The sequence below is a fragment of the Arthrobacter sp. NPDC058127 genome (assembly GCF_042884555.1).
In the GTDB taxonomy this organism is placed as follows: domain Bacteria; phylum Actinomycetota; class Actinomycetes; order Actinomycetales; family Micrococcaceae; genus Arthrobacter.
In genome coordinates, this window is sequence record NZ_JBHVTT010000006.1 from 98,667 (window position 1) to 117,609 (window position 18,943).

The following is an 18,943-nucleotide window of genomic DNA, read 5'->3' on the forward strand; positions in this document are numbered from 1 at the left end:
CCTTCTTCCTAGGCTCTCCCCCGCTGCAGCCCCCTGACGAGCGCTTTGCCGACCTCGCGCCAAACGCCCTTCCAGGCCGGTTCCCGTTCCACCTCTGCCGTACCGTCGGCCTCCACCTTGGAGCCGGACTCGGCGGTCTGGGCCGCCTGGGCGGTCTGGGCGGCGAGCCAGTCTCCAAAGTGCGTAATGTCCTCGCCCCGGGACGCCGCGACCGCGTCGCACGCGAAGCCCACTGCGCTTGAACCGTCACTCAGCAGCACGGATCCCAACAGCATGGGTTCGGGCAGCTCCGAGAGGAAGGAGCCCAGGGCCGCCTGGGAGAGCAACCATCGCTCAGCGGCGAGTTCGGCGCCGTCGTCGGAGCGGACCACGCCAGGTTTGGGCGGCCGGGTGTCCAGCGAGACCATCCGGTACCGGGGCGCTGTCCTGACGGGACCGTCCCAGAAAGCGCCAAGCCGTTCCAATTCCGGGACCAACGGCTGGCCCTTCCGGTGGGCGCCCACCACCACCAAGGGCACGACGGCGGCCCCCGCCGCTGCGGGCCACGGCACCCGCCGCGAGGAGGCCGGGGCCGGCGCGGCGCCGGTCGCGAAAACCCCTGGCCTCGCCGGGGTGTACTCGACGCGCCGCGCGATGTCGGCCACGACGGCGTCGTCGAAGGTCCGGCCGACCACCGTCAGGCCGAACTGCGATGCCCCCGGCGCCCCGCCGTCGTCGGTTCCGTCGCTGTCCACCACAATGCCGGCCGGAACAGCTACGGCGCACAGATCGAACAGGTTACAGAAGTTCGTGTACGTGCCCATGCGGGAATTCACGCCCAACGGATCCGCCGCGACCTCTGCCAGCGTCGGATGGAACGGCGCTGTCGGCACGATGAGGGCGTCAAAGCCTTCAAACCGGGACATCGCCTCGCGCTTCAGTTCCTCCAGCGCCCCGGTGTCCGCCACATACTGGTGGGCGGGAACGCGGCCGGCCGCACTGACGATGTCCGCCACGGTCGGATCCAGCCCGACGCCGGAGTCAGCTCCACCGGAAAGTGCGCCGTCGATGAAACTCCCGACGGCGGCATAGCGCTCGGCAACCAGCGCGCCGTCGTATAGCAACCGTGCCGCCTGCAGGAAGACATCGAATTCGATCGGCTCCGCATCCACGCCGGTAGCGCGCAGACGCTCGATCTGGACCCCGAACTCCACAGCCCAGGCGCGATCCAAGGCCGGGAGGTCCGCCGGATAGGCGACACGCGGCTTCGAGGGAGCGGCCAAGCGGATGTCTGTGGGCCACGTCCGGCTCTGCCCGGCCATGACGCCCATCGCGAGTTCGGCGGTCTCCAGGTCCCGGGCGAGGATGGTGGCCGTGTCCCAGGATTGGCAGGCCGGGACTATGCCGGCGGTGGAGACCACGTTGAGGGTGGGTTTGATACCGACGATTCCCTGTAGTCCTGCCGGGACACGGCCGGAGCCGGCCGTGTCCGTACCGATGGCGATGTCCACGAGTCCCAACGCCACAGCCACAGCCGAACCCGAGCTGGATCCCCCGGAGATCCGGTCAGGCCGGCGTGAATCCCGGACTGGACCGTAGGGGCTCCGCGTGCCCACCAGGCCCGTGGCGAACTGGTCAAGGTTTGTCACGCCGAGCACCAGGGCGCCCGCATCGCGCAACCGCGCCACGGCTACCGCGTCCTCCGTCGGCACATAACCGAACCCCGGGCACGCCGCCGTCGTTGTGAGGCCGGCAACGTCCACGTTGTTTTTGACCGCCAGCAGGAGCCCAGCCAGCGGCAGTTCGGAGCCGGATGCCACCGCGGCGTCAATGCGGGCCGCTTCGGCCAGCAACTCTTTTTCTCCGCGGATTTCAATCCAGATCTCGGGCCGGTCCACGTCGTCAATGGCGGCCAACGCGTGCTTGACGCGTTTGGCGGCCGTGGCTGCACCGATCTTTGTCTCCTGGGTGGTCATGCTGCTGCCTCTTCCAGTTCAGGTTCGCTCAGTTCATCCGCGCCCACGAGCACCACGATGGCCTCACCGGCCACCACTTGGGAGCCCGCGGTCGGCAGCACTTGGTGGACCACCCCGTCGCACGGAGCTGACAAGACGGTTTCCATCTTCATGGCCTCAAGGGAAACCAGCGGCTGTCCTTGGGTCACGCGGTCTCCGGGGGCGACGTCCACCTTCCAGACGCTGGCGGCGAACGGCGCCGTAACGAGTGTTCCGCCGTCGGGCACCACTACTTCCCCGGGATCGGGAACGGCGACGGAGGCTACGGCTTCCGCGCGATCAAACTCGCCGGCGTTCTCCCAGGCCCGCCGCTCGATCGCGAATGCCGCCGCCTGCCGCTCCCTGAAGACGCCGATCGATTCGCAGTTCTGCGCGAGGAACGCCTCGTGTTCGGCAAGGGAGAAGGTGCCGTCCTCGATCTCGACACCCCGGCCGCGGCCGGCGGCCATGTCGGCGCGCAGGTCCAGCAGCTCTTCGGGGCTGACGGGGTACCAGGAGATGCGGTCGAAGAAGCGCAGCAGCCACGGTGATCCGGGTTCGAAGGGTGCGGAGTCGGCGTAGCGGGACCATACCTGGGTGGTGCGGCCGACGAACTGGTAGCCTCCGGGGCCTTCCATGCCATAGATGCACATGTAGGCCCCGCCGATGCCCACCGCGTTCTCCGGCGTCCAGGTCCTGGCCGGGTTGTATTTGGTGGTAACCAGCCTGTGCCGCGGGTCAAGCGGCGTGGCCACGGGCGCGCCGAGATACACGTCGCCTAGGCCGAGCACGAGGTATTCGGCGTTGAAGACGGTGTCGAAAACGTCATTCACCGAATCCAGGCCGTTGATGCGGCGAATGAACTCGATGTTCCACGGGCACCATGGAGCGTCGTCCCGGACACCGGTCATGTAGCGTTCGATCGCCTCGCGCGTGGCGGGGTCATCCCAGGACAGAGGCAAGCTGACGGTGCGGCTCGGCACCACGAGCTCGGAACTGGCCGGCAGCGCGGCCTCGATCTCCTGGACGAGGCCCAGCAGCAGCCGGGTGGGAAGGATCGATGGGTCCACCTTGATCTGCAGTGAGCGGATCCCGGGCGCAAGGTCCACCACTCCGGGGATGCGGGCCTGCTCGATGTGCTGGTGCAGGGCATGGACCCGCGCGCGCAGGCCGAGGTCCAGCACCATGTCGCCAAACTCCACCAGAAGATTGTCGTCCCCGGACCGCCGGTACGTGACCGCGGGCCGTCCCTCGCTTCCCGCCACGCGACGCAGCACGCCGTCGTCGCCGTCGCCCTTTGGCGTCCGGGCTCTCACGACGGCGGCTAGGCCGTTTGTGCCGGTGCCGGCACCGCCCGGCAGGATCAGCTGCCGCCCCGGGCCAAGGTCCTTCGCCGACGGAGCCTGGGAGTCCGTCACCGGCACGAAGCGGACTTTATCGCCCGGACGCAGCTGGCCGAGCTTCCAGCGTTCTCCGCTCACCACCGTGACCGGGCAGACGAAACCGCCGAGGCTCGGGCCATCAGGGCCGAGCAGGATGGGGGTGTCGCCGGTGAAGTCCAGGGCGCCCACGGAGTAGGGGGTGTCGTGGATGTTGGAGGGGTGAAGCCCTGCCTCACCGCCGTCGGTACGTGCCCAACGCGGCTTGGGGCCGATCAGCCGCACACCTGTCCGTGCCGAGTTGAAATGCACCTTGTAGTCCGTCGCGAAGAGTTCGTCGATGTCCTCGCGCTTGAAGAACTCCGGGGCGCCGTGTGGACCTTCGACCACCCTCAGTTCCCAGTGGGACGTCAGGGCGGGGCGGCTCTCGACGGGAACCGGCCACGAAGGGAGGTTGTCCGATGGCCCGCCAGCCGAACGCAGCACGTCACCGGCGCGGAGCACGCGGCCGCCGTGGCCGCCGAACTGACCAAGGGTAAACGTGGAGGCACTGCCGAGGTAGTGCGGGACATCGAGCCCGCCTTGGAACAGGACATAGCCGCGCAACCCGGCCGCATCGGCGGAACCGATGTCCAGCAGGCCGCCCGCGGGGACCGTGATGGGTTCCCAGGCTGGGACAGATTCGCCGTTGAGGGTGAGGCTCACGTCGGCCCCGGTCACGCACACGGTAGTGGCGTGGGTGAACCGCAGAGCGGGCCCGGCCATGGTGAATTCCAGGCCCGGGGCACCCTCCGGATTGCCCAGGGCCTTGTTCCCCAAGCGGAAGGAGAGATCATCCATCGGGCCGCTGGGCGGCACCCCGACCTTCCAGAGTCCGGTTCTGCCCGGCCAGTCCTGAACGCTCGTCTGGAGGCCCGGGCGTTCCACGGTGATGCGGGGTTCGGGATCGCCCACGGTGTCCAGGGTTCCTGTGGAATGGTTCGCGGCCCGAACCGCGTCGAGTCCGGTTACTGCGCGCAACATGCCCAGATTGGTCTCGATGCCGTCGATGCGGGTCTGAGCGAGAGCATCTGAGAGGGCGTCAAGCGCGGCATCCCGGCTGTCGCCGAAGGTGATGAGTTTGCCGAGCAAGGGGTCGTAGTTGGTGGACACCTCGCTGCCGGTCTCCACCCACGCGTCCACCCGCACGACGTCGGTGCTCGGGTACTGCGCGTTGGTGACGGTACCCGCACTGGGCTGGAAGTTGCGGGCAGGGTCCTCGGCGTAAATACGGGCCTCGACCGCGTGGCCCGTCACCGGAACGCTTTCCGGGACACCCGCGAGGACAGGCCGTGCTTGGGCCAGGTTGAGCATCCACTCTACGAGGTCAACGCCGGTGATCGCCTCGGTCACCGGGTGCTCCACTTGTAGCCGGGCGTTGACTTCAAGGAAGGAGGCCTCCTTCCGGACGGGATCGTAAACGTACTCAACGGTCCCAGCCGAGCGGTAGCCCACCGAGGCACACAATGCACGGGAACTGCGGTGGAGCTCTTCCCGGAGCGCTGCCGGCAGGTCCGGCGCAGGGGCTTCTTCGAGCACCTTCTGGTGCCGGCGCTGCAGGGAACAGTCGCGATCTCCGAGGCTTACGACCCGGCCTTCGCCGTCGCCGAAGATCTGCACCTCAACGTGGCGGGCGTGTTCGATGTAGCGCTCGGCGAACACTCCCGCGGTGCCGAAACTGGAGCTCGCGAGGCGGGCCACGCGGGCGTAGCTTTCAGTCAGTTCTGCTTCGTTCCGGCATACGGCCATGCCGATACCGCCGCCGCCGCCGGTAGCCTTCAGCATCAGGGGGAACCCGATCTCCCCGGCGGCTCCGATGGCGGCGTTGAGGTCTTCAAGCAGGCCGGAACCGGCAATCATGGGCACGCTCGCTCGCTGCGCCGCGTCCCTGGCGGTGTGCTTGGTGCCGAAGATCCGCAGTTGTTCGGGGGTCGGACCGACGAACACCAGCCCGGCGGCTTCCACGGCCCCGGCGAACCCGGCATCTTCGGAGAGGAAACCGTAACCGGGGTGGATGGCGCCGGCGCCGGTGGAGGCGGCGGCCGCCAGGATGGCGTCGACCCGGAGGTAGGACTCCTTGGCCGGCGCCGGTCCGAGCAGCACGGCTTCGTCTGCGAGGCGAACATGCTTCGCGCCGCGGTCCGCCTCGGAGAATACCGCGACGGTCCGCAGCCCGAGCTTTCGGGCGGACTCGATGATCCGGCAGGCGATCTCGCCGCGGTTGGCGACAAGGAGGGTATCAAAACGGTTCACTGTCATGCCTCCGGGCGGGTGACGATCATGCGCACGGGCGTCGGTTTGAAGCCGTTGCAGGGGTTGTTGATCTGGGGGCAGTTTGAAACCAGGACCAGCACGTCGGTTTCGGCCCGGAGCGCCACGCGCTTACCGGGAGCGGAGAGCCCATCCACGATGCCGAGGGCACCGTCGGGATCGACCGGCACATTCATGAACCAGTTGATGTTGGAGACGATGTCCGGCTTTCCCAGTCCCCATTTGGACCCCTCGATCAGGAAGTTCTCCACGCAAGCATGCTGTTCATGGGTGTGCTGGCCGTAGCGCAGTGTATTTGATTCCTGCGAGCACGCTCCGCCGATGGTGTCGTGGACACCCACCTCGTCAGCCTCCACGGTCATCAGGGCGTCGCCATCGTCCGAGCGGAGGACGGACCCCGTGGTCAGAATGATGGACTGCTGGGCGGCAATGGTGACGGCGGCAGAATAGCGAATGGCGACGTCGGTCGCCGAGTAGAGAAGGCAATCCACGGCCTGGTTGCCCTCGAGGTCCACGATGGTCAGGACATCCCCCGCTGCGACCACGGCCGACCAAGGGCCTCGGGCTTCAACGTATTCGTCAAGGATGACGCGTCCGGACACCAGCGCAGCGGACTGGACGCCTGGCTGGCAGTGGACGTCTGGCTGGGGAGCTGTGGCAGTGGCGGCGGTCATGCGGAGGTCCTCGCTTTGTGGTCGTGTTCGGTGTTCTGCAGCGCCAGAAGCTGCTCGGGGCCCGGTTTTAGCCCAAGTTCTCCCGCGGCGAGTGCCCACAGGTCCTGCGGCGCCTGCCAGGCGACGATGTCCACTGCACTGCCCGTGAAGGTCGGGCGGGGGTCGAGGGGATGGGCGGTGTTGGCGAGGACCAGCACCAGGTCCATGTGGAGCAGGAGTTCGACGCCGGTCCCCGCACCGGCACTGCCGTCGAAACGGATGCCGCCGCCGGGGTCGACCGTGATGCCCTTGAAGAAGGACACCGACGGCGGTAGCTCGCGCTGGCTGATCCCGTGCTTGAGTGCGCCAAGGGTCAGCAACTCGCGGCCGGCCGGTGACGCGCTGTGTGCGCTGCCGGCACCGTACTTGGCCTCGTTGCCGGCCCGGTTTGTGGTACCGGTGAGGGCGTCGTGGCGCCCCGAGGAGTCGGCGACGACGGTGGCCATCAGTCGGCCGGCGTCGGAAAGCAACGGATGGCCTTGCCCGAGGTAAGCCTGCCACGGGACCTTGACGGTATCCGCGACGTTGATGCGCTCGTGGTGGGAGCCGCCGCGGAAGAGAACCGCGTGGACGCAGGCGTCGCCGTCCGTGTCGGTCAGACGGATCCGCGTCCCTCGCGCTAGTTCGATGTGCGTGTAACGACCGAAGGCCAGCGATTCGGCCCACGTGACGGCTTCGCGAGCCCGGGCGTCCAGCCGGGCCGTGAGCCGTTCCGGAGCCGATACGGCGGGCACGTGGATCATGGTGTTGGCAGTTCTGGCGTGCTGTGAGCGTGCATGGGCGCGGGCGCCTGCTGTCGTCGCCGTCCCAACGGCCGTTTCAGTGGTTTCAAGAGTGTGCGTCATGTCAGTTCGTTTCTGCGTGGCGGTTTCGTTTTCGTGTCGGCGTCAGTCGGCCCGTGTGAGGTCAGCTGCCTTCCGCTTCCGCACCCAGATGCCCAGGAGCAGCACGGCGCCCACTATCAGCGGAGCGGAGAACAGCAGTAGTCCGTTGTCGCCAGCGGGGTCATAGACCTCGGGCCGGGGCCAGGCGAGGTTCACCACCATCAGGGCGCCGTAGAGGACTGCGAGCATGTTGACCGGAAGCCCCCAACGTCCGAGCGAGAACAGCCCTTCGGGCATCGTCTTGCCCGTGCGGACCCAGTCTCCGCGCAGCCGGTTGATCAGCAGCGGCACCGTGACCAGCAAGTAGGCGAGGTAGAGCATCACGATGCAGACGCTGCACAGGGACGTGAACAGCGCCGGATTGCCGATGTTGATGGCCAGTACGGCGATCGCGAGCAGGCCCACGATGACTGAAGGCCACAGCGGGGTGCCGCTGCGCGGGCTGACGGAGGACAGTGCTTCCGCCGCGGGGAGCTGGCGGTCGCGGGCCATGGAGAAGACCAGGCGCGAGCCGGCAGTCTGGATGGCGAGGGTGCAGACGAAGATGGCGATCGCGACGTCGACCAACAGGATCTTGCCCCAGAAGGTCCCGAGGACGGCGGTCAGCACGTAGGGCAGGCCTTGGCTGGCCAAGTTGCCGTCATCGAGGCTCGGGGCCGCCATGAGGGCACCGATGATCATCAGCCCGCCGCCGAGTCCGGAGATCAGCAGGGCGGAAATGATGGTGCGAGGCGTTGTGCGCCGCGGGTTCTTGGTCTCCTCGGACAGTTCGCCCGCGGAATCGAACCCGACCATCACGTAGGCGGCCATCAGGCCGGAAACGAGGAACGCGCCCACCGGGCCGAGGTCCGAACCGCTGACGATCTGCGTGTCCTGGACGACGTCGGGGCCGCGCTGCGCCACGGAAACAAGCGCCAGGATCACGGCGGCGACGCCGACCAGTTCGCAAGTGACGCCGATCGAATTGATGTGGGACATGAGCTTCACGCCGACAGCGTTGATGGCCGTGGTTGCGACCAGCAGCACAGCCCCGAGAATGACCGCATTGCTCGCCCCGGTGACTGTATTCAACGCGGGGTCGCCGCCGACGAGCTGAAATCCGTCCCAAAGCTGGGGCAGGACCACCTGAAGGGCGATCGCGGCCGCGGCCGCGGTGATCACTTGGGCGATGGACATGAACCAGCCGGCGAACCAGCCAACCGTTTCTCCGCCGACTCGCCGCGACCACTGGTAGACGGCACCGGAAATCGGGTACCGCGCAGCCAGTTCGGCGAAGTTCAACGCCACCAGCAGCTGGCCGAGCAGAACGATCGGCCAGGTCCAGAAGAAGGCCGGCCCGGCAAAGGAGTACCCGAAACCGAACAACTGAAAAATGGTGGTCAGGATGGAGACGAACGAAAAGCCTGCAGCGAAGGAAGCGTATCGGCCTAGTTTGCGATGCAACGTCGGCTGATAGCCGAGCGACGTCAGGTCTGCATCGTCGGCGTGGGAGGCCGCCGTCGAAAGGGTGGAAGTCATCGGTTTCTCCGTGTCTGGAACGGGGGGAGGGTGACCTCGGAAGCGGTAGTCTCTGACAGCATTCCGTAATACCGGTCAATTGATAGTTTTCCAGCGGGATGTCCCGTTTCCGTTTCGCCAATGTAAAAGGTGGATGACGGCGCATTTCAGGCTTATGAACATATCCTCACCGGAAGGCTGGACTGCCGGACGGCGTCGGAATCGGGCACGTCGGCACCTCAGGCGATGTAAGAATGTGGGGTGACCTCAGCCGGACCGGGCAGACCCCGCAAACAGCAGCCAGTTCGCCCAGGTGCCACCGCTCGGGACGAAATCCTCGATGCGGCGGCCGAGTTGTTCACCAGCCAGGGCTTTGCAAACACCTCCACCAGGGCCATCGCGGACGCTGTTGGAATCCGCCAATCGTCGCTCTACCACCATTTCGCCACCAAGGACGAAATGCTGGCGGAGCTCCTTGACGGCACAGTGGCAGGAGGGCTGGCCTTCGCGAACGCCCTACATGCCAGCCCGCCGCCGCCCAGTTCGCGCGCCGCGGCCGCACGCCTGCACGCCGTGGCACTTTACGACGGAAGCCAGTTATGCAGCGCCCGCTGGAACCTCGGTGTCCTCTACCATCTACCAGAAGCCCGCGCGCCGAGGTTCCAGCGCTTCATGGATGACAGGCAGCGACTCCGGCAGTTGTACCGGGAGCTGGGGCAAGCCGTTGAGGAACTCACCCCGGAAGAGGACCAGCATGGCGCGGCATCGATTGGCGACCTCCTCTTCCGCTTGGTCGAATCCCTGATCAACCTGCGTGCCGATGGTTTGGTAGGCGCCGATTCAGCCCTGCAGACGGCAGACGCGGGCATTGTGCTTGCCGGGATGGCTGCAGACCTGGATGAAGTACGGGACATAAGCGCGGGGCTGATCCGCGAATTCGGGTAGGTCCGCCATCTCAGGGCCTGGAATTCCAGCCTCGAAATGAGCAGGGAATCCGCTTTCCGCAAAACTATTTGGCCAGCTGCGATCTGCCCGCCCTGCGAACCGTGAGATGAAGGTTTTAGTCCTCTCATGACGCTGTGCGTCGGGAAATTAATCTGCGCGTCTCCCAATTACCGCTGGTGTCATGTCCCGTTGTCCGCATGCAGCGGGCGTCCGTAATCTCAATCCATCCACGGCGTCCGAAGGGGCCTCGCGGATCATCCTCTTCACCCCCAACAACTCTCCGTTCCCAGGCCTGGACCACAGTGCAGGCCTCCCCAACCCTGAAGGAATACTTCCGTGTCATCACCTCATGACAACTCGACCACGCGCATCGTCGCGGGCGAGAGCAGCAAGCCCAAGCGCCGCCGCACGCTCGAGATCGGCATCGCCGTCGGGCTCGTCCTGCTGATCGGTGCCGGCGCCGCCGTCGCATCGGTCGTCGCGAAGAACAACGAAACCCAGGCCGCGGCCTCAACGACGTCGCCCGCCGCGGAGCTCCGGCTCGGCTACTTCGGCAACGTCACCCACGCCCCCGCGCTGGTGGGCGTGAGCAAGGGCATCATCGCGGGCAAGCTGGGCGGCACCAAGCTGAGCACCCAGATCTTCAACGCCGGACCGGCCGCGATCGAGGCCCTGAACGCCGGCGCGATCGACGCCGCGTACCTTGGCCCGAACCCGGCCATCAACTCCTTCGTCCAGAGCAAGGGCGCCTCCATCAGCATCATCGCCGGCGCGGCCTCCGGCGGAGCGCAGCTGGTGGTCAAGCCCGGCATCAACACCGCGGCGGACCTCAAGGGCAAGACCCTCGCCTCGCCGCAGCTCGGCGGCACCCAGGACGTGGCGCTGCGGGCCTGGCTGGGCAAGCAGGGCCTGAAGACCAACCCGAACGGCGGGGGCGACGTCGCGATCAACCCGACGGACAACGCCCAGACCCTCAAGCTCTTCCAGGACGGAAAGCTCGACGGCGCGTGGCTGCCCGAGCCGTGGGCCTCGCGCCTGGTGCTCCAGGCCGGCGGGAAGGTCCTCGTGGACGAGAAGGACCTGTGGGACAAGGGACAGTTCCCCACCACGATCCTGATCGTGAGCAAGAAGTTCGCCGCCGACCACCCGCAGACCGTGACCGCCCTGCTCCAGGGCCACGAAGCCTCCGTCAACTGGCTCAACACCGCCTCGGCCGCGGACAAGGCCGCCGCGATCAACGCCGCACTGAAGGCGACAGCGGGCAGCACCCTGCCGGCCGACGTGATCGACCGCTCCCTGAAGAACATCACCTTCACCGTGGACCCGCTCGCGGGAACCTACAAGAAGCTCCTCCAGGACGGGGTCGACGCGGGCATCACCAAACCGGCCGACATCAACGGCATCTTCGACCTCCGCGCCCTCAACAGCGTGACCGGGCAGAAGACCTCCGCAGCCGGTCTCGGGCAGGAATAGCCCGCCAAGTCCCAACTGGCTCGCAATAGTTGTCGTTTTGAGGCCTCATAACGACAACAACTGCAGGGCCCACGCCGCCAGGGTTCCCTGGCCTCGCTTGCGAGGCCAGGGAGGCGGTGGGGACAGTTGGGTGCCTTCCTTTGCTCTCAGGAACGCTACGACCACGACCAGGTCCGGAGTGAGCTGTTACTAGTGCGCCTGCCTCGCTGCTATGGCGAGGAACCTGATGGGCAGGTCCAACAGTTCCAGGGGGCCATGAGGTCCTTCGCCGTCCAGAAGAAGTGAATCCCCGGGTTCCATTGTGTATTCGTACGCACCGTGACCGTAAATCATCTTTCCCGAGAGTATGTAGATGAATTCAGTTCCTGGGTGCTGGAACAGTGGGAAGACATCCGAGGCATCCGTGAGAGTCACCAGGGTCGGCTCTAGCGCGTCCGTGCGGCCCTTGAGGGTGCCCAGAACACGGTACTCATGCCCGTGCTGTGTTCCGCTGCGGACAGTCAGGCTGCCTTGGCCGTCCTTTGTAAACGTCGCGTCCCGGTCAGTGTCAGCGCCCCTGAAAAGTGCTGTGACAGGAATCTTAAGTCCATCGGCAAGTCTTTGCAGGGTGGTCAGCGAACAAGACGTGCTGGCGGTCTCGATTTTTGAAATCATCGCTTTGGACAACCCAGTCCGGGCTGCGAGTTCGGCCGACGAAAGCCCCTCTGCGTTCCGGTAGTGGCGGACTTGGCCAGCGATGATCCGCTCAAGCTTACCGGCCGCTTCTTCGGTCGCGGTCCGGTTGGTCGCGCCTATTTCTTCGCCAAGACTATTCATCATTCAGCCATCATAGGTGGCTACTGCCGTCCTTAACCGAGCACCCGCGCCTCGCCCAACAGACCTGCCAGAATATCTGCCAAAGCCGAGGCCCCTGCTTCAGCGTCCGCGTCCTCGACCAGTTCCTCGGGGGAATGCGAGATGCCGCTGGGGTTCCTGACGAACAGCATGGCGGTGGGGATGTGGGTTGCGAGCACTCCAGCGTCGTGGCCGGCCCCGGTATCCAGGACCGGCGCACCGGGGAGCAGGGCCTGGAGCTGGTCCCGCAGGCCGGTGTCGAAGTGGACTGTGGGGCTGAGCGATTCAGTGCCGAAGGTGACAGTGCAGTTTTCTTCGGCGGCGATGACCTGGGCGTTGAGGTGGATGGATTCGACGAGGGCGGCGGTGACTTCGTCCCTGGGGTGGCGGACGTCGATCCACATGTCGACCCCGGAGGCGATGACGTTGGTGCCTCCGGGGACCGGCTGCAGGCGGCCCACGGTCGCGCGGGCGTCCCTGTAGTTCCTGGCCGTGTCCCGGATGCCGATCATGATTTTGGCTGCGGCGATCATCGGGTCTTTCCGGTCTTTCATGAGGGTGGTTCCGGCGTGGTTGCCCTGACCGTGCACGGAGAGCTTCCACCGCCCGTGGCCCAGGATGGAGGATCCGATCGCCACCGGTTTGCCCAGGTCGACCAGTCCCCTCCCCTGTTCGACGTGGAGTTCAACGAACAGGCCCAGTTGCTGGAGGGTTTTGGGGTCTGCACCGATGTTCCGGGGGTCTTGTCCATTGGCCGCAGCCACCTCGGCGTAGGTATTGCCCTCGGCGTCTTTGAGCTTGCGGGCTTTGTCCGGGTCCAGGGCTCCGGTGAGGAGCCGGGAGCCCAGGCAGGCGACGCCGAAGCGGGATCCTTCCTCTTCCGGGAACACCGCGATCGCCAGGGGCCGGCGCGGCCGGACGCCGCGGGCCTTGAGGATGTCGACGGCGGCCAGTGCCGAGGCGACACCCAAGGGGCCGTCGTACTCGCCGCCGCCGGGAACGGAGTCGAGGTGGCTGCCGGTGACAACGGCGTCCTTGCGAATGCCGGTGGCGGTGTCCCACCAGGCCCAGATGATCCCGTTGTTGTCGGTGGTGACCTCCAAGCCTCGTCGGTTCGCCTGCTCGATGAACCAGCTTCGCAACTCGGTTTCCGCGTGGGAGAAGACGGGCCGGGAGTAGCCGCCGCGGTGCGGGTCCATCCCGACGCGGGAGATGTCCCGCATGAGGCCGGTTACGGTATCTGTTGCCGGTTTGGTCACCGAAGGGGTCATTGGCTGGGTCCGTTTCTGTGGGTGTGTCGTCTGGCTTTCAGGGATTAGTCGGCGCTGAACCGCTTAGCTGGTGCCGATCGGGTCAACTGGCGCCCACCTTGGCGGTTGCGTGGCGGAACCGCGCCGGGATCTTGCCGGTCCCGGTCGCCAGCTCGGCGGCCCATTGCCCGATCAGGGGCGCGAATTTCGCGCCGTGCCCCGAGCAAGGCGAGACGATGGTGAGGCGGCCGGTCTGGTCGATGAGGAAGTCCTCGTTGGGGGTGTTGGTGAACAGGCAGGTGGTTTCCGCGTACGGTTCGGGGTCCAGGCCAGGCAAGTACTTCCGGACGTAGTCCACCACCCGCCGTCGGTTGACCGGGTCCACCTGGCCGGTCTGCTGAAGAGCCGAGGGGATGAATTTGCCGCCGTTGTATTCGGCGACCTTCTGGCCGGCGAAGCCGGCATCCCGGCCTCCAGGCAGCCCGTACGTCTGGATGTCCGAGCTTTTGTGGATGAAGGTGGGCCACGGAGCATCGTCGGAGCGGTAGCGGAAGTGGTAGGCCTGTTCCTGCCGGACGGTGAACTCCGGCAGCCTGGCCAGGAACCCGGTGGGAAGGGACAACTGTCCCAGCAGTGAAGGCAGCCAGCCGCCGGCGCTGATGATGACGTTGCCGGCGTCGAGCGTTTCCCAACCGTCAGAAGACAGCCGGTAGCCGGATCCCCGTTTGTCCACCCGTGCGACGTTCCAACCGGTCAGCAGCCTCGCGCCGAGCTTGACCGCCTGTTCGATCATGGCGTTGACGGAACTTTCGGCGTCGATCACGCCGGCGCCGGGGTGCCAGAGCACGGCTGTGTCGAAGGCGATGTGCGGCCAGCGCTCCCGAGCTTCTGCGGCGCTGAGGAGTTCGTGTTCGACGCCGGTCTCGGCGAGGATCCGGGCGAGCTGCTCCGGTTGCCGCTCGGGGCCGTAGTCCACCGCCCCGAAGGGCGTGATGAGTTCCAGTCCGCTGGCCCGGTGCAGTTCATCCCACAAGGCTTTGGATTCAATGACCGCCCGGGTGTAGAACTCGTCCGGGTAGGCGTAGCGGAAGATCCGGGCGGACCCATGGGAACTGCCGTCGTGGGCCGCCGGCTGCGTGCGTTCCAGGATCGTCACGTCATGGCCCCGCAAGGCCAGCTGCCAGGCCGTGGCGGCACCGGCAAGACCGGCGCCGACCACAACGTATTCGGAAGACTCCGGCATCACTTCGCCCCGGGAATCCAGTTGGTGCCGGCCAAGGGCACCCGCGCCATGGCGGAGGCTTCGATGGTAAGGGCCACGAGGTCCTCGGGTTCCAGGTTGTGCAAGTGGGATTTACCGCAGGCCCGGGCGATGGTTTGGGCCTCCATGGTCAGGACGCGCAGGTAGTTGGCCAGGCGCCGCCCGCCCGCCACCGGGTCAAGCCGGGAGGAAAGCTCGGGATCCTGCGTGGTGATGCCGGCAGGGTCGCGTCCGTCCTGGAAATCGTCGTAGAACCCTGCAGCCGATCCCAACGCAGCGTATTCGGCGGCGTAGCGGGGGTCGTTGTCCCCCAGCGCGATCAGCGCGGCGGTGCCGATCGCCACGGCGTCGGCACCCAGGGCCATGGCCTTGGCGACGTCGGCTCCGGTGCGGATGCCGCCGGAAACAATCAACTGGACCTTGCGGTGCAGGCCCAGTTCCTGGAGCGCTTGGACGGCCTGCGGGATGGCGGCCAGGGTCGGGATCCCGACGTTTTCGATGAAGACCTGCTGCGTGGCGGCGGTACCGCCCTGCATTCCGTCGACGACGACGACGTCGGCTCCGGCCTTCACGGCCAGGGCGGTGTCGTAGTAGGGGCGGGAGGCACCGATCTTGACGTAGATGGGGGTTTTCCAGTCGGTGATCTCGCGGAGTTCGCCGATCTTGATTTCCAGGTCGTCCGGCCCGGTCCAGTCCGGGTGGCGGCTCGCGGAGCGCTGGTCGATCCCCACCGGGAGGGTGCGCATCCCGGCAACCCGTTCGGTGATCTTCTGGCCCAGCAGCATGCCTCCCCCGCCGGGCTTCGCGCCCTGGCCGAGCACGATTTCGATCGCGTCGGCCTTGCGCAGATCGTCCGGGTTCATGCCGTACCGGGAGGGCAGGTACTGGTAGACGAGGTGCTTGGACTGGCCGCGCTCCTCGGGCGTCATACCGCCGTCGCCCGTGGTGGTGGAGGTTCCCACTTCGCTGGCTCCACGCCCCAGGGCCTCCTTGGCGTTGGCGGACAGCGCGCCGAAGCTCATCCCGGCGATGGTGACGGGGGTCTGCAGGTGCAGCGGCCGGGACGCGTGCCGGTCGCCGAGGACGACGTCGGTATCGCACTTTTCGCGGTAGCCCTCCAGCGGGTAGCGGGACATGGAGGCGCCGAGGAAGAGCAGGTCATCGAAGTGCGGGACCTTGCGCTTGGCGCCCCAGCCGCGGATGTCGTAGACGCCGGTGGCGGCTGCGCGCTGGATATCGGAGATGGTTGCGCGGTCGAACGTGGCGGATTCGCGCAGGCCAAGCTCCTCGGCGTGCTGGGCGGGGATACCCCCGGCGGGAAGAACGGTGTCCTGGGGCAGTGAAGTGATGGTCATGGGAGTGTCCTTTAGTACGAGGCCGAGTTGTGGACGCTGAAGTGGTAGAGGTTCCGTGCCGAGCCGTAGCGTTTGAAGTCCGCAGGGTTGTCGGTGCGGCCGGCAGCGGCAAGCAGGCCTTCCAACTCCTCGAGGTGTTCGATGTTCATCGGCTTTTCGATGCAGTCCGCGCCCAGGGAAGCGACGGTTCCCTTGACGTAGATCCGGGCTTCGTAGATGGAGTCGCCCAGCGCTTCGCCGGCGTCGCCGCAGACCACCAGCCGGCCGGCCTGGGCCATGAACGCGGACATGTGGCCGATGTTCCCGCCGACGACAATGTCCACGCCCTTCATCGAGATCCCGCAGCGGGCCCCGGCGTTGCCGTCAATGACCACGAGCCCGCCATGTCCGGTGGCCGCCGCCGATTGGGAGGCGTCGCCTTTCACGTGCACCGTTCCGGACATGATGTTCTCCGCGAGCCCGACGCCGGCGTTGCCGCTGATGGTCACGGTGCCCGTTTTGTGCATCCCGGCGGCGTAGTAGCCGGCATGGCCATTGATGGCGACGCTGATGTCGGCGTCGATTCCGACGGCGAGGCTGTGCTTGCCGCCGGGGTTGGCGACGGTCCAGGACTGGCCGTCGGTGGCCTCGTGCAGGGCCTGGTTCAAGGCCCGGACCGGGCTGTCGGCCAGGTCAATGGTGGCTGTTGGGGTTGTTGTTTCGGGGGCTGTCAGAGTGACCATGTGTAGACCTTTCCGGGTTCCGGTTCAAAGATGCGGGCTGTTTCGATGCCGGGCAGGGACGCCAGGGCACGGTATTCGGACGCCATGGCCACGTAGTCCTCGGTTTCGGCGATGATGGCGGGCTTGCAGGCGATCGGGTCCCGGACCACGGCCATGCTGTCCGCGGTAGTGACGACCAGGGTGTAGAAGCCGTCGAAGGCCTTGCCGAGGTTGATCAGGGCCGTCTCCAGGTCGTCGCCCTGCTGCAGGCGCGAGGCGATGTAGCGGGCGCCGACTTCGGTGTCGTTGTCCGAATCGAACACGACCCCTTCGCGCTTGAGCTCCCGGCGGATGGTGGCGTGGTTGGAGAAGGAGCCGTTGTGGACCAGGCACAGGTCGTCCGCCACGGAGAAGGGGTGGGACCCGCCGGCAGTGACGGCGGACTCGGTGGCCATGCGCGTGTGGGACAGGCCCTGGCTTCCGGCCATGGCCTCCAGGCCGTGCTCGGCGGCGATGTGCATCGGATGGCCCACGCTCTTCATGACCGCCACGTGTTCGCCGCGGCCGATGACGGTGGAGCCCGGGAGGGTTTCGCGCACCGCCTTCACCAGCAGATCGGTCCCGACGGCGGCGCTCACCAAGGTGGTGTCGCCCACTACCCTGACGGCCGGCGTCGCCGACGGCGAGAGCAGGCTTTCCAGTGATTCTGTGATCTCACCGAGCGGCAGGCCTTGGTCTTTGCCGAGGAGGCTGAGGGTGGAAGTGCCCTTCGAGACAAGGCCCGGGGTGTCGTAGACGGCCAGGCCGGCGGAGTCCGGTCCGCGGTCCACGATCTGGCACATCATGGAGGACAGGAGACTGCCCATTTCGGGATGCAGCGAGGGGTTGCGCAGCTGCAGCGCGGCAATTCCGCACATTGGTGTGTCCTTTGCTAGGTGTGAGGGTTGTCAGATCGAGGTCAGGTAAGTGCGGATTTCCCAGTCGCTGACCTGGTTATGCCAGGCCAGGAACTCTTCTTCCTTGGCATCGGCGTAGTACCCGCCGATCGCCGCGTCCCCGCTCAGGCTCGAGAGCATCACCGGGTCCCGACGCAGGGCCTCGACTGCGTGCAGGAGCGTCGCGGGCAAAAGGTGGGCACCCTCGCGTGCTTCGCCGGGGCCGGACGGCGCGCCGGGGTCGGTACGGTTCGTGACGCCGTCGAGCCCTGCTTCGATGGCCGCAGCGATGGCGAGATACGGGTTGGCCGAGCCGTCCCCCGAGCGAAGCTCGATCCGCTTCTCGTCCGGGACCCGGATCATATGGGTGCGGTCATTGCCTCCGAACGAGGCCTTGCGCGGTGACCAGGTCGCTCCGGAGGAGCTGGTGGTCGCGCCCGACCGCTTGTAGGAGTTGACCGTCGGGGCGAGGAACGCTTGAAGGGCCGGCGCATGCTCCAGGATGCCCCCGATAAACGAATAGGCGAGGTCCGAAAGCCCAAGTCCCCTACCGCCGTCGTCCGCGCCATCGTCGTCCCGCGGGAACAGCGCGTCCGCCCCCGACCACAGGGACAAGTGGAAGTGCAGGCCGGTGCCGGTCCGGTCGGTGAACGGTTTGGGCATGAACGTGGCAGTCATGCCGCGCTGTTCGGCGAGGATGTTCAGGATGTAGCGCAGCGTGATCACGCGGTCGGCCGTGGTGAGGGCATCGGCGTAATTGAAGTTCTGTTCAAACTGCCCGGCCGCGTCCTCGTGGTCGTTGGCGTAATTGCCCCAACCCAGGCCGTTCATCGCCTCCGAGATGGAGGTCAGGTGTTCGTACATGCGGGTGACGCCGCGGGCGTCATAGCAAGGACGCGGCGAGTCATCACGGGCGTCGGCAGTGCTCAGGGAGCCATCGGGGTTCTTGTTGACCAGGAAGTACTCGACCTCGGCGCCGACCTTGGCCTGCATGCCCTTCTCCCCCAAGCGGGCGAGCGTGTTTTTCAGAATGACCCTCGGGGCGTAGGGCCAGGGAGTCCCGTCCACGTGCGGGTCGCAGTGGATGATCGCCAGGCCCTCCTTGATGAACGGCACAGGCGTGAAAGAGGTGAGATCGGGTATTGCGATGAGGTCCGAATCCTGCGGCTTCTGCCCGATCAGCCCGGCGGCGTAGCCGGCGAATCCCATCGCGCCGGCCTCGAGCTCGTCCGCGGCTTCGACCGGGACCAACTTGGCGCAGGGCTTGCCGGTCATGTCCACGAAGGTGGCCAACAGGAAGCGCACGTCATGGGCCTTTGCGATGTCGGCCAGGGAAATCTGTCCGGCCTCGGCCGGCAGCCCGGCGTTTGATAGCGCTGATGCGCTCAGTACTGCAGGGGTTGCGACACTTGTCATCGGAACTGTCCTGTTCA

14 protein-coding genes are annotated in these 18,943 nt (G+C 66.6%); 2 read left to right on the forward strand and 12 right to left on the reverse strand.

All coding sequences use genetic code 11. The features are described from left to right. Nucleotides 1-8 precede the first annotated feature (8 nt). The 5 genes from atzF to ACFVTG_RS11135 are packed head-to-tail and all read right to left on the reverse strand — an operon-like array spanning nt 9 to nt 8,777. A complete protein-coding gene (gene atzF, locus ACFVTG_RS11115; RefSeq protein WP_390280363.1) occupies nt 9-1,955 on the reverse strand; it encodes an allophanate hydrolase in 1,947 nt (648 codons plus the stop codon). After that, nucleotides 1,952-5,650 (reverse strand): urea carboxylase, encoded by a 3,699-nt coding sequence (gene uca, locus ACFVTG_RS11120; protein ID WP_390280365.1) that lies wholly within the window; start codon nt 5,648-5,650, stop codon nt 1,952-1,954. Before uca ends, atzF begins: the two co-directional genes overlap by 4 nt. Continuing rightward, nucleotides 5,647-6,336: an urea amidolyase associated protein UAAP2 gene (locus ACFVTG_RS11125; protein WP_390280367.1), complete on the reverse strand. Its 690-nt coding sequence runs from the start codon at nt 6,334-6,336 to the stop codon at nt 5,647-5,649. Before ACFVTG_RS11125 ends, uca begins: the two co-directional genes overlap by 4 nt. After that, the gene (locus tag ACFVTG_RS11130; protein WP_390280369.1) at nt 6,333-7,220 is read right to left on the reverse strand and encodes an urea amidolyase associated protein UAAP1; all 888 of its coding nucleotides are present in this window, start codon (nt 7,218-7,220) and stop codon (nt 6,333-6,335) included. The genes ACFVTG_RS11125 and ACFVTG_RS11130 overlap by 4 nt, the downstream gene beginning before the upstream one ends. 42 nt (nt 7,221-7,262) lie before the next feature. After that, nucleotides 7,263-8,777 carry an amino acid permease gene (locus ACFVTG_RS11135; protein WP_390280371.1) on the reverse strand — a complete coding sequence of 505 codons (1,515 nt, stop codon included), beginning with the start codon at nt 8,775-8,777 and terminating at the stop codon, nt 7,263-7,265. A gap of 240 nt (nt 8,778-9,017) precedes the next feature. On the opposite strand from ACFVTG_RS11135, the gene ACFVTG_RS11140 reads away from it, so the two are divergent. Beyond that, entirely contained in the window at nt 9,018-9,701 is a 684-nt protein-coding gene (locus ACFVTG_RS11140; RefSeq protein WP_284752604.1) for a helix-turn-helix domain-containing protein, read from the forward strand. 336 nt (nt 9,702-10,037) lie between these two features. Further along, the gene (locus ACFVTG_RS11145) at nt 10,038-11,174 is read left to right on the forward strand and encodes an ABC transporter substrate-binding protein (RefSeq protein WP_390280373.1); all 1,137 of its coding nucleotides are present in this window, start codon (nt 10,038-10,040) and stop codon (nt 11,172-11,174) included. Nucleotides 11,175-11,363: 189 nt separating this feature from the next. Here ACFVTG_RS11145 and ACFVTG_RS11150 read toward each other — a convergent pair whose 3' ends face one another. The 7 genes from ACFVTG_RS11150 to glnT all read right to left on the reverse strand — a co-directional run bounded on the left by ACFVTG_RS11150 (nt 11,364) and on the right by glnT (nt 18,926). Further along, complete coding sequence (locus tag ACFVTG_RS11150; protein ID WP_284755540.1) at nt 11,364-11,993, reverse strand: XRE family transcriptional regulator; 630 nt, start codon at nt 11,991-11,993, stop codon at nt 11,364-11,366. Nucleotides 11,994-12,022: 29 nt separating this feature from the next. After that, nucleotides 12,023-13,279, reverse strand: coding sequence for an allantoate amidohydrolase (locus ACFVTG_RS11155; protein WP_390280375.1), 1,257 nt, complete (start codon nt 13,277-13,279; stop codon nt 12,023-12,025). Nucleotides 13,280-13,361: 82 nt separating this feature from the next. Further along, the gene (locus tag ACFVTG_RS11160) at nt 13,362-14,501 is read right to left on the reverse strand and encodes an FAD-dependent oxidoreductase (RefSeq protein ID WP_390280377.1); all 1,140 of its coding nucleotides are present in this window, start codon (nt 14,499-14,501) and stop codon (nt 13,362-13,364) included. Continuing rightward, on the reverse strand, nt 14,501-15,874 hold the full coding sequence (locus ACFVTG_RS11165; RefSeq protein ID WP_390280379.1) for an FMN-binding glutamate synthase family protein: 1,374 nt from the start codon (nt 15,872-15,874) through the stop codon (nt 14,501-14,503). The genes ACFVTG_RS11160 and ACFVTG_RS11165 overlap by 1 nt, the downstream gene beginning before the upstream one ends. 11 nt (nt 15,875-15,885) lie before the next feature. Next, nucleotides 15,886-16,596 carry a protein glxC gene (locus tag ACFVTG_RS11170; RefSeq protein WP_390280381.1) on the reverse strand — a complete coding sequence of 237 codons (711 nt, stop codon included), beginning with the start codon at nt 16,594-16,596 and terminating at the stop codon, nt 15,886-15,888. Further along, complete coding sequence (locus ACFVTG_RS11175; RefSeq protein WP_390280383.1) at nt 16,584-17,492, reverse strand: glutamine amidotransferase; 909 nt, start codon at nt 17,490-17,492, stop codon at nt 16,584-16,586. Before ACFVTG_RS11175 ends, ACFVTG_RS11170 begins: the two co-directional genes overlap by 13 nt. 30 nt (nt 17,493-17,522) lie before the next feature. After that, a complete protein-coding gene (glnT, locus tag ACFVTG_RS11180) occupies nt 17,523-18,926 on the reverse strand; it encodes a type III glutamate--ammonia ligase (protein WP_390280385.1) in 1,404 nt (467 codons plus the stop codon). Between the last annotated feature and the right edge of the window lie 17 nt (nt 18,927-18,943).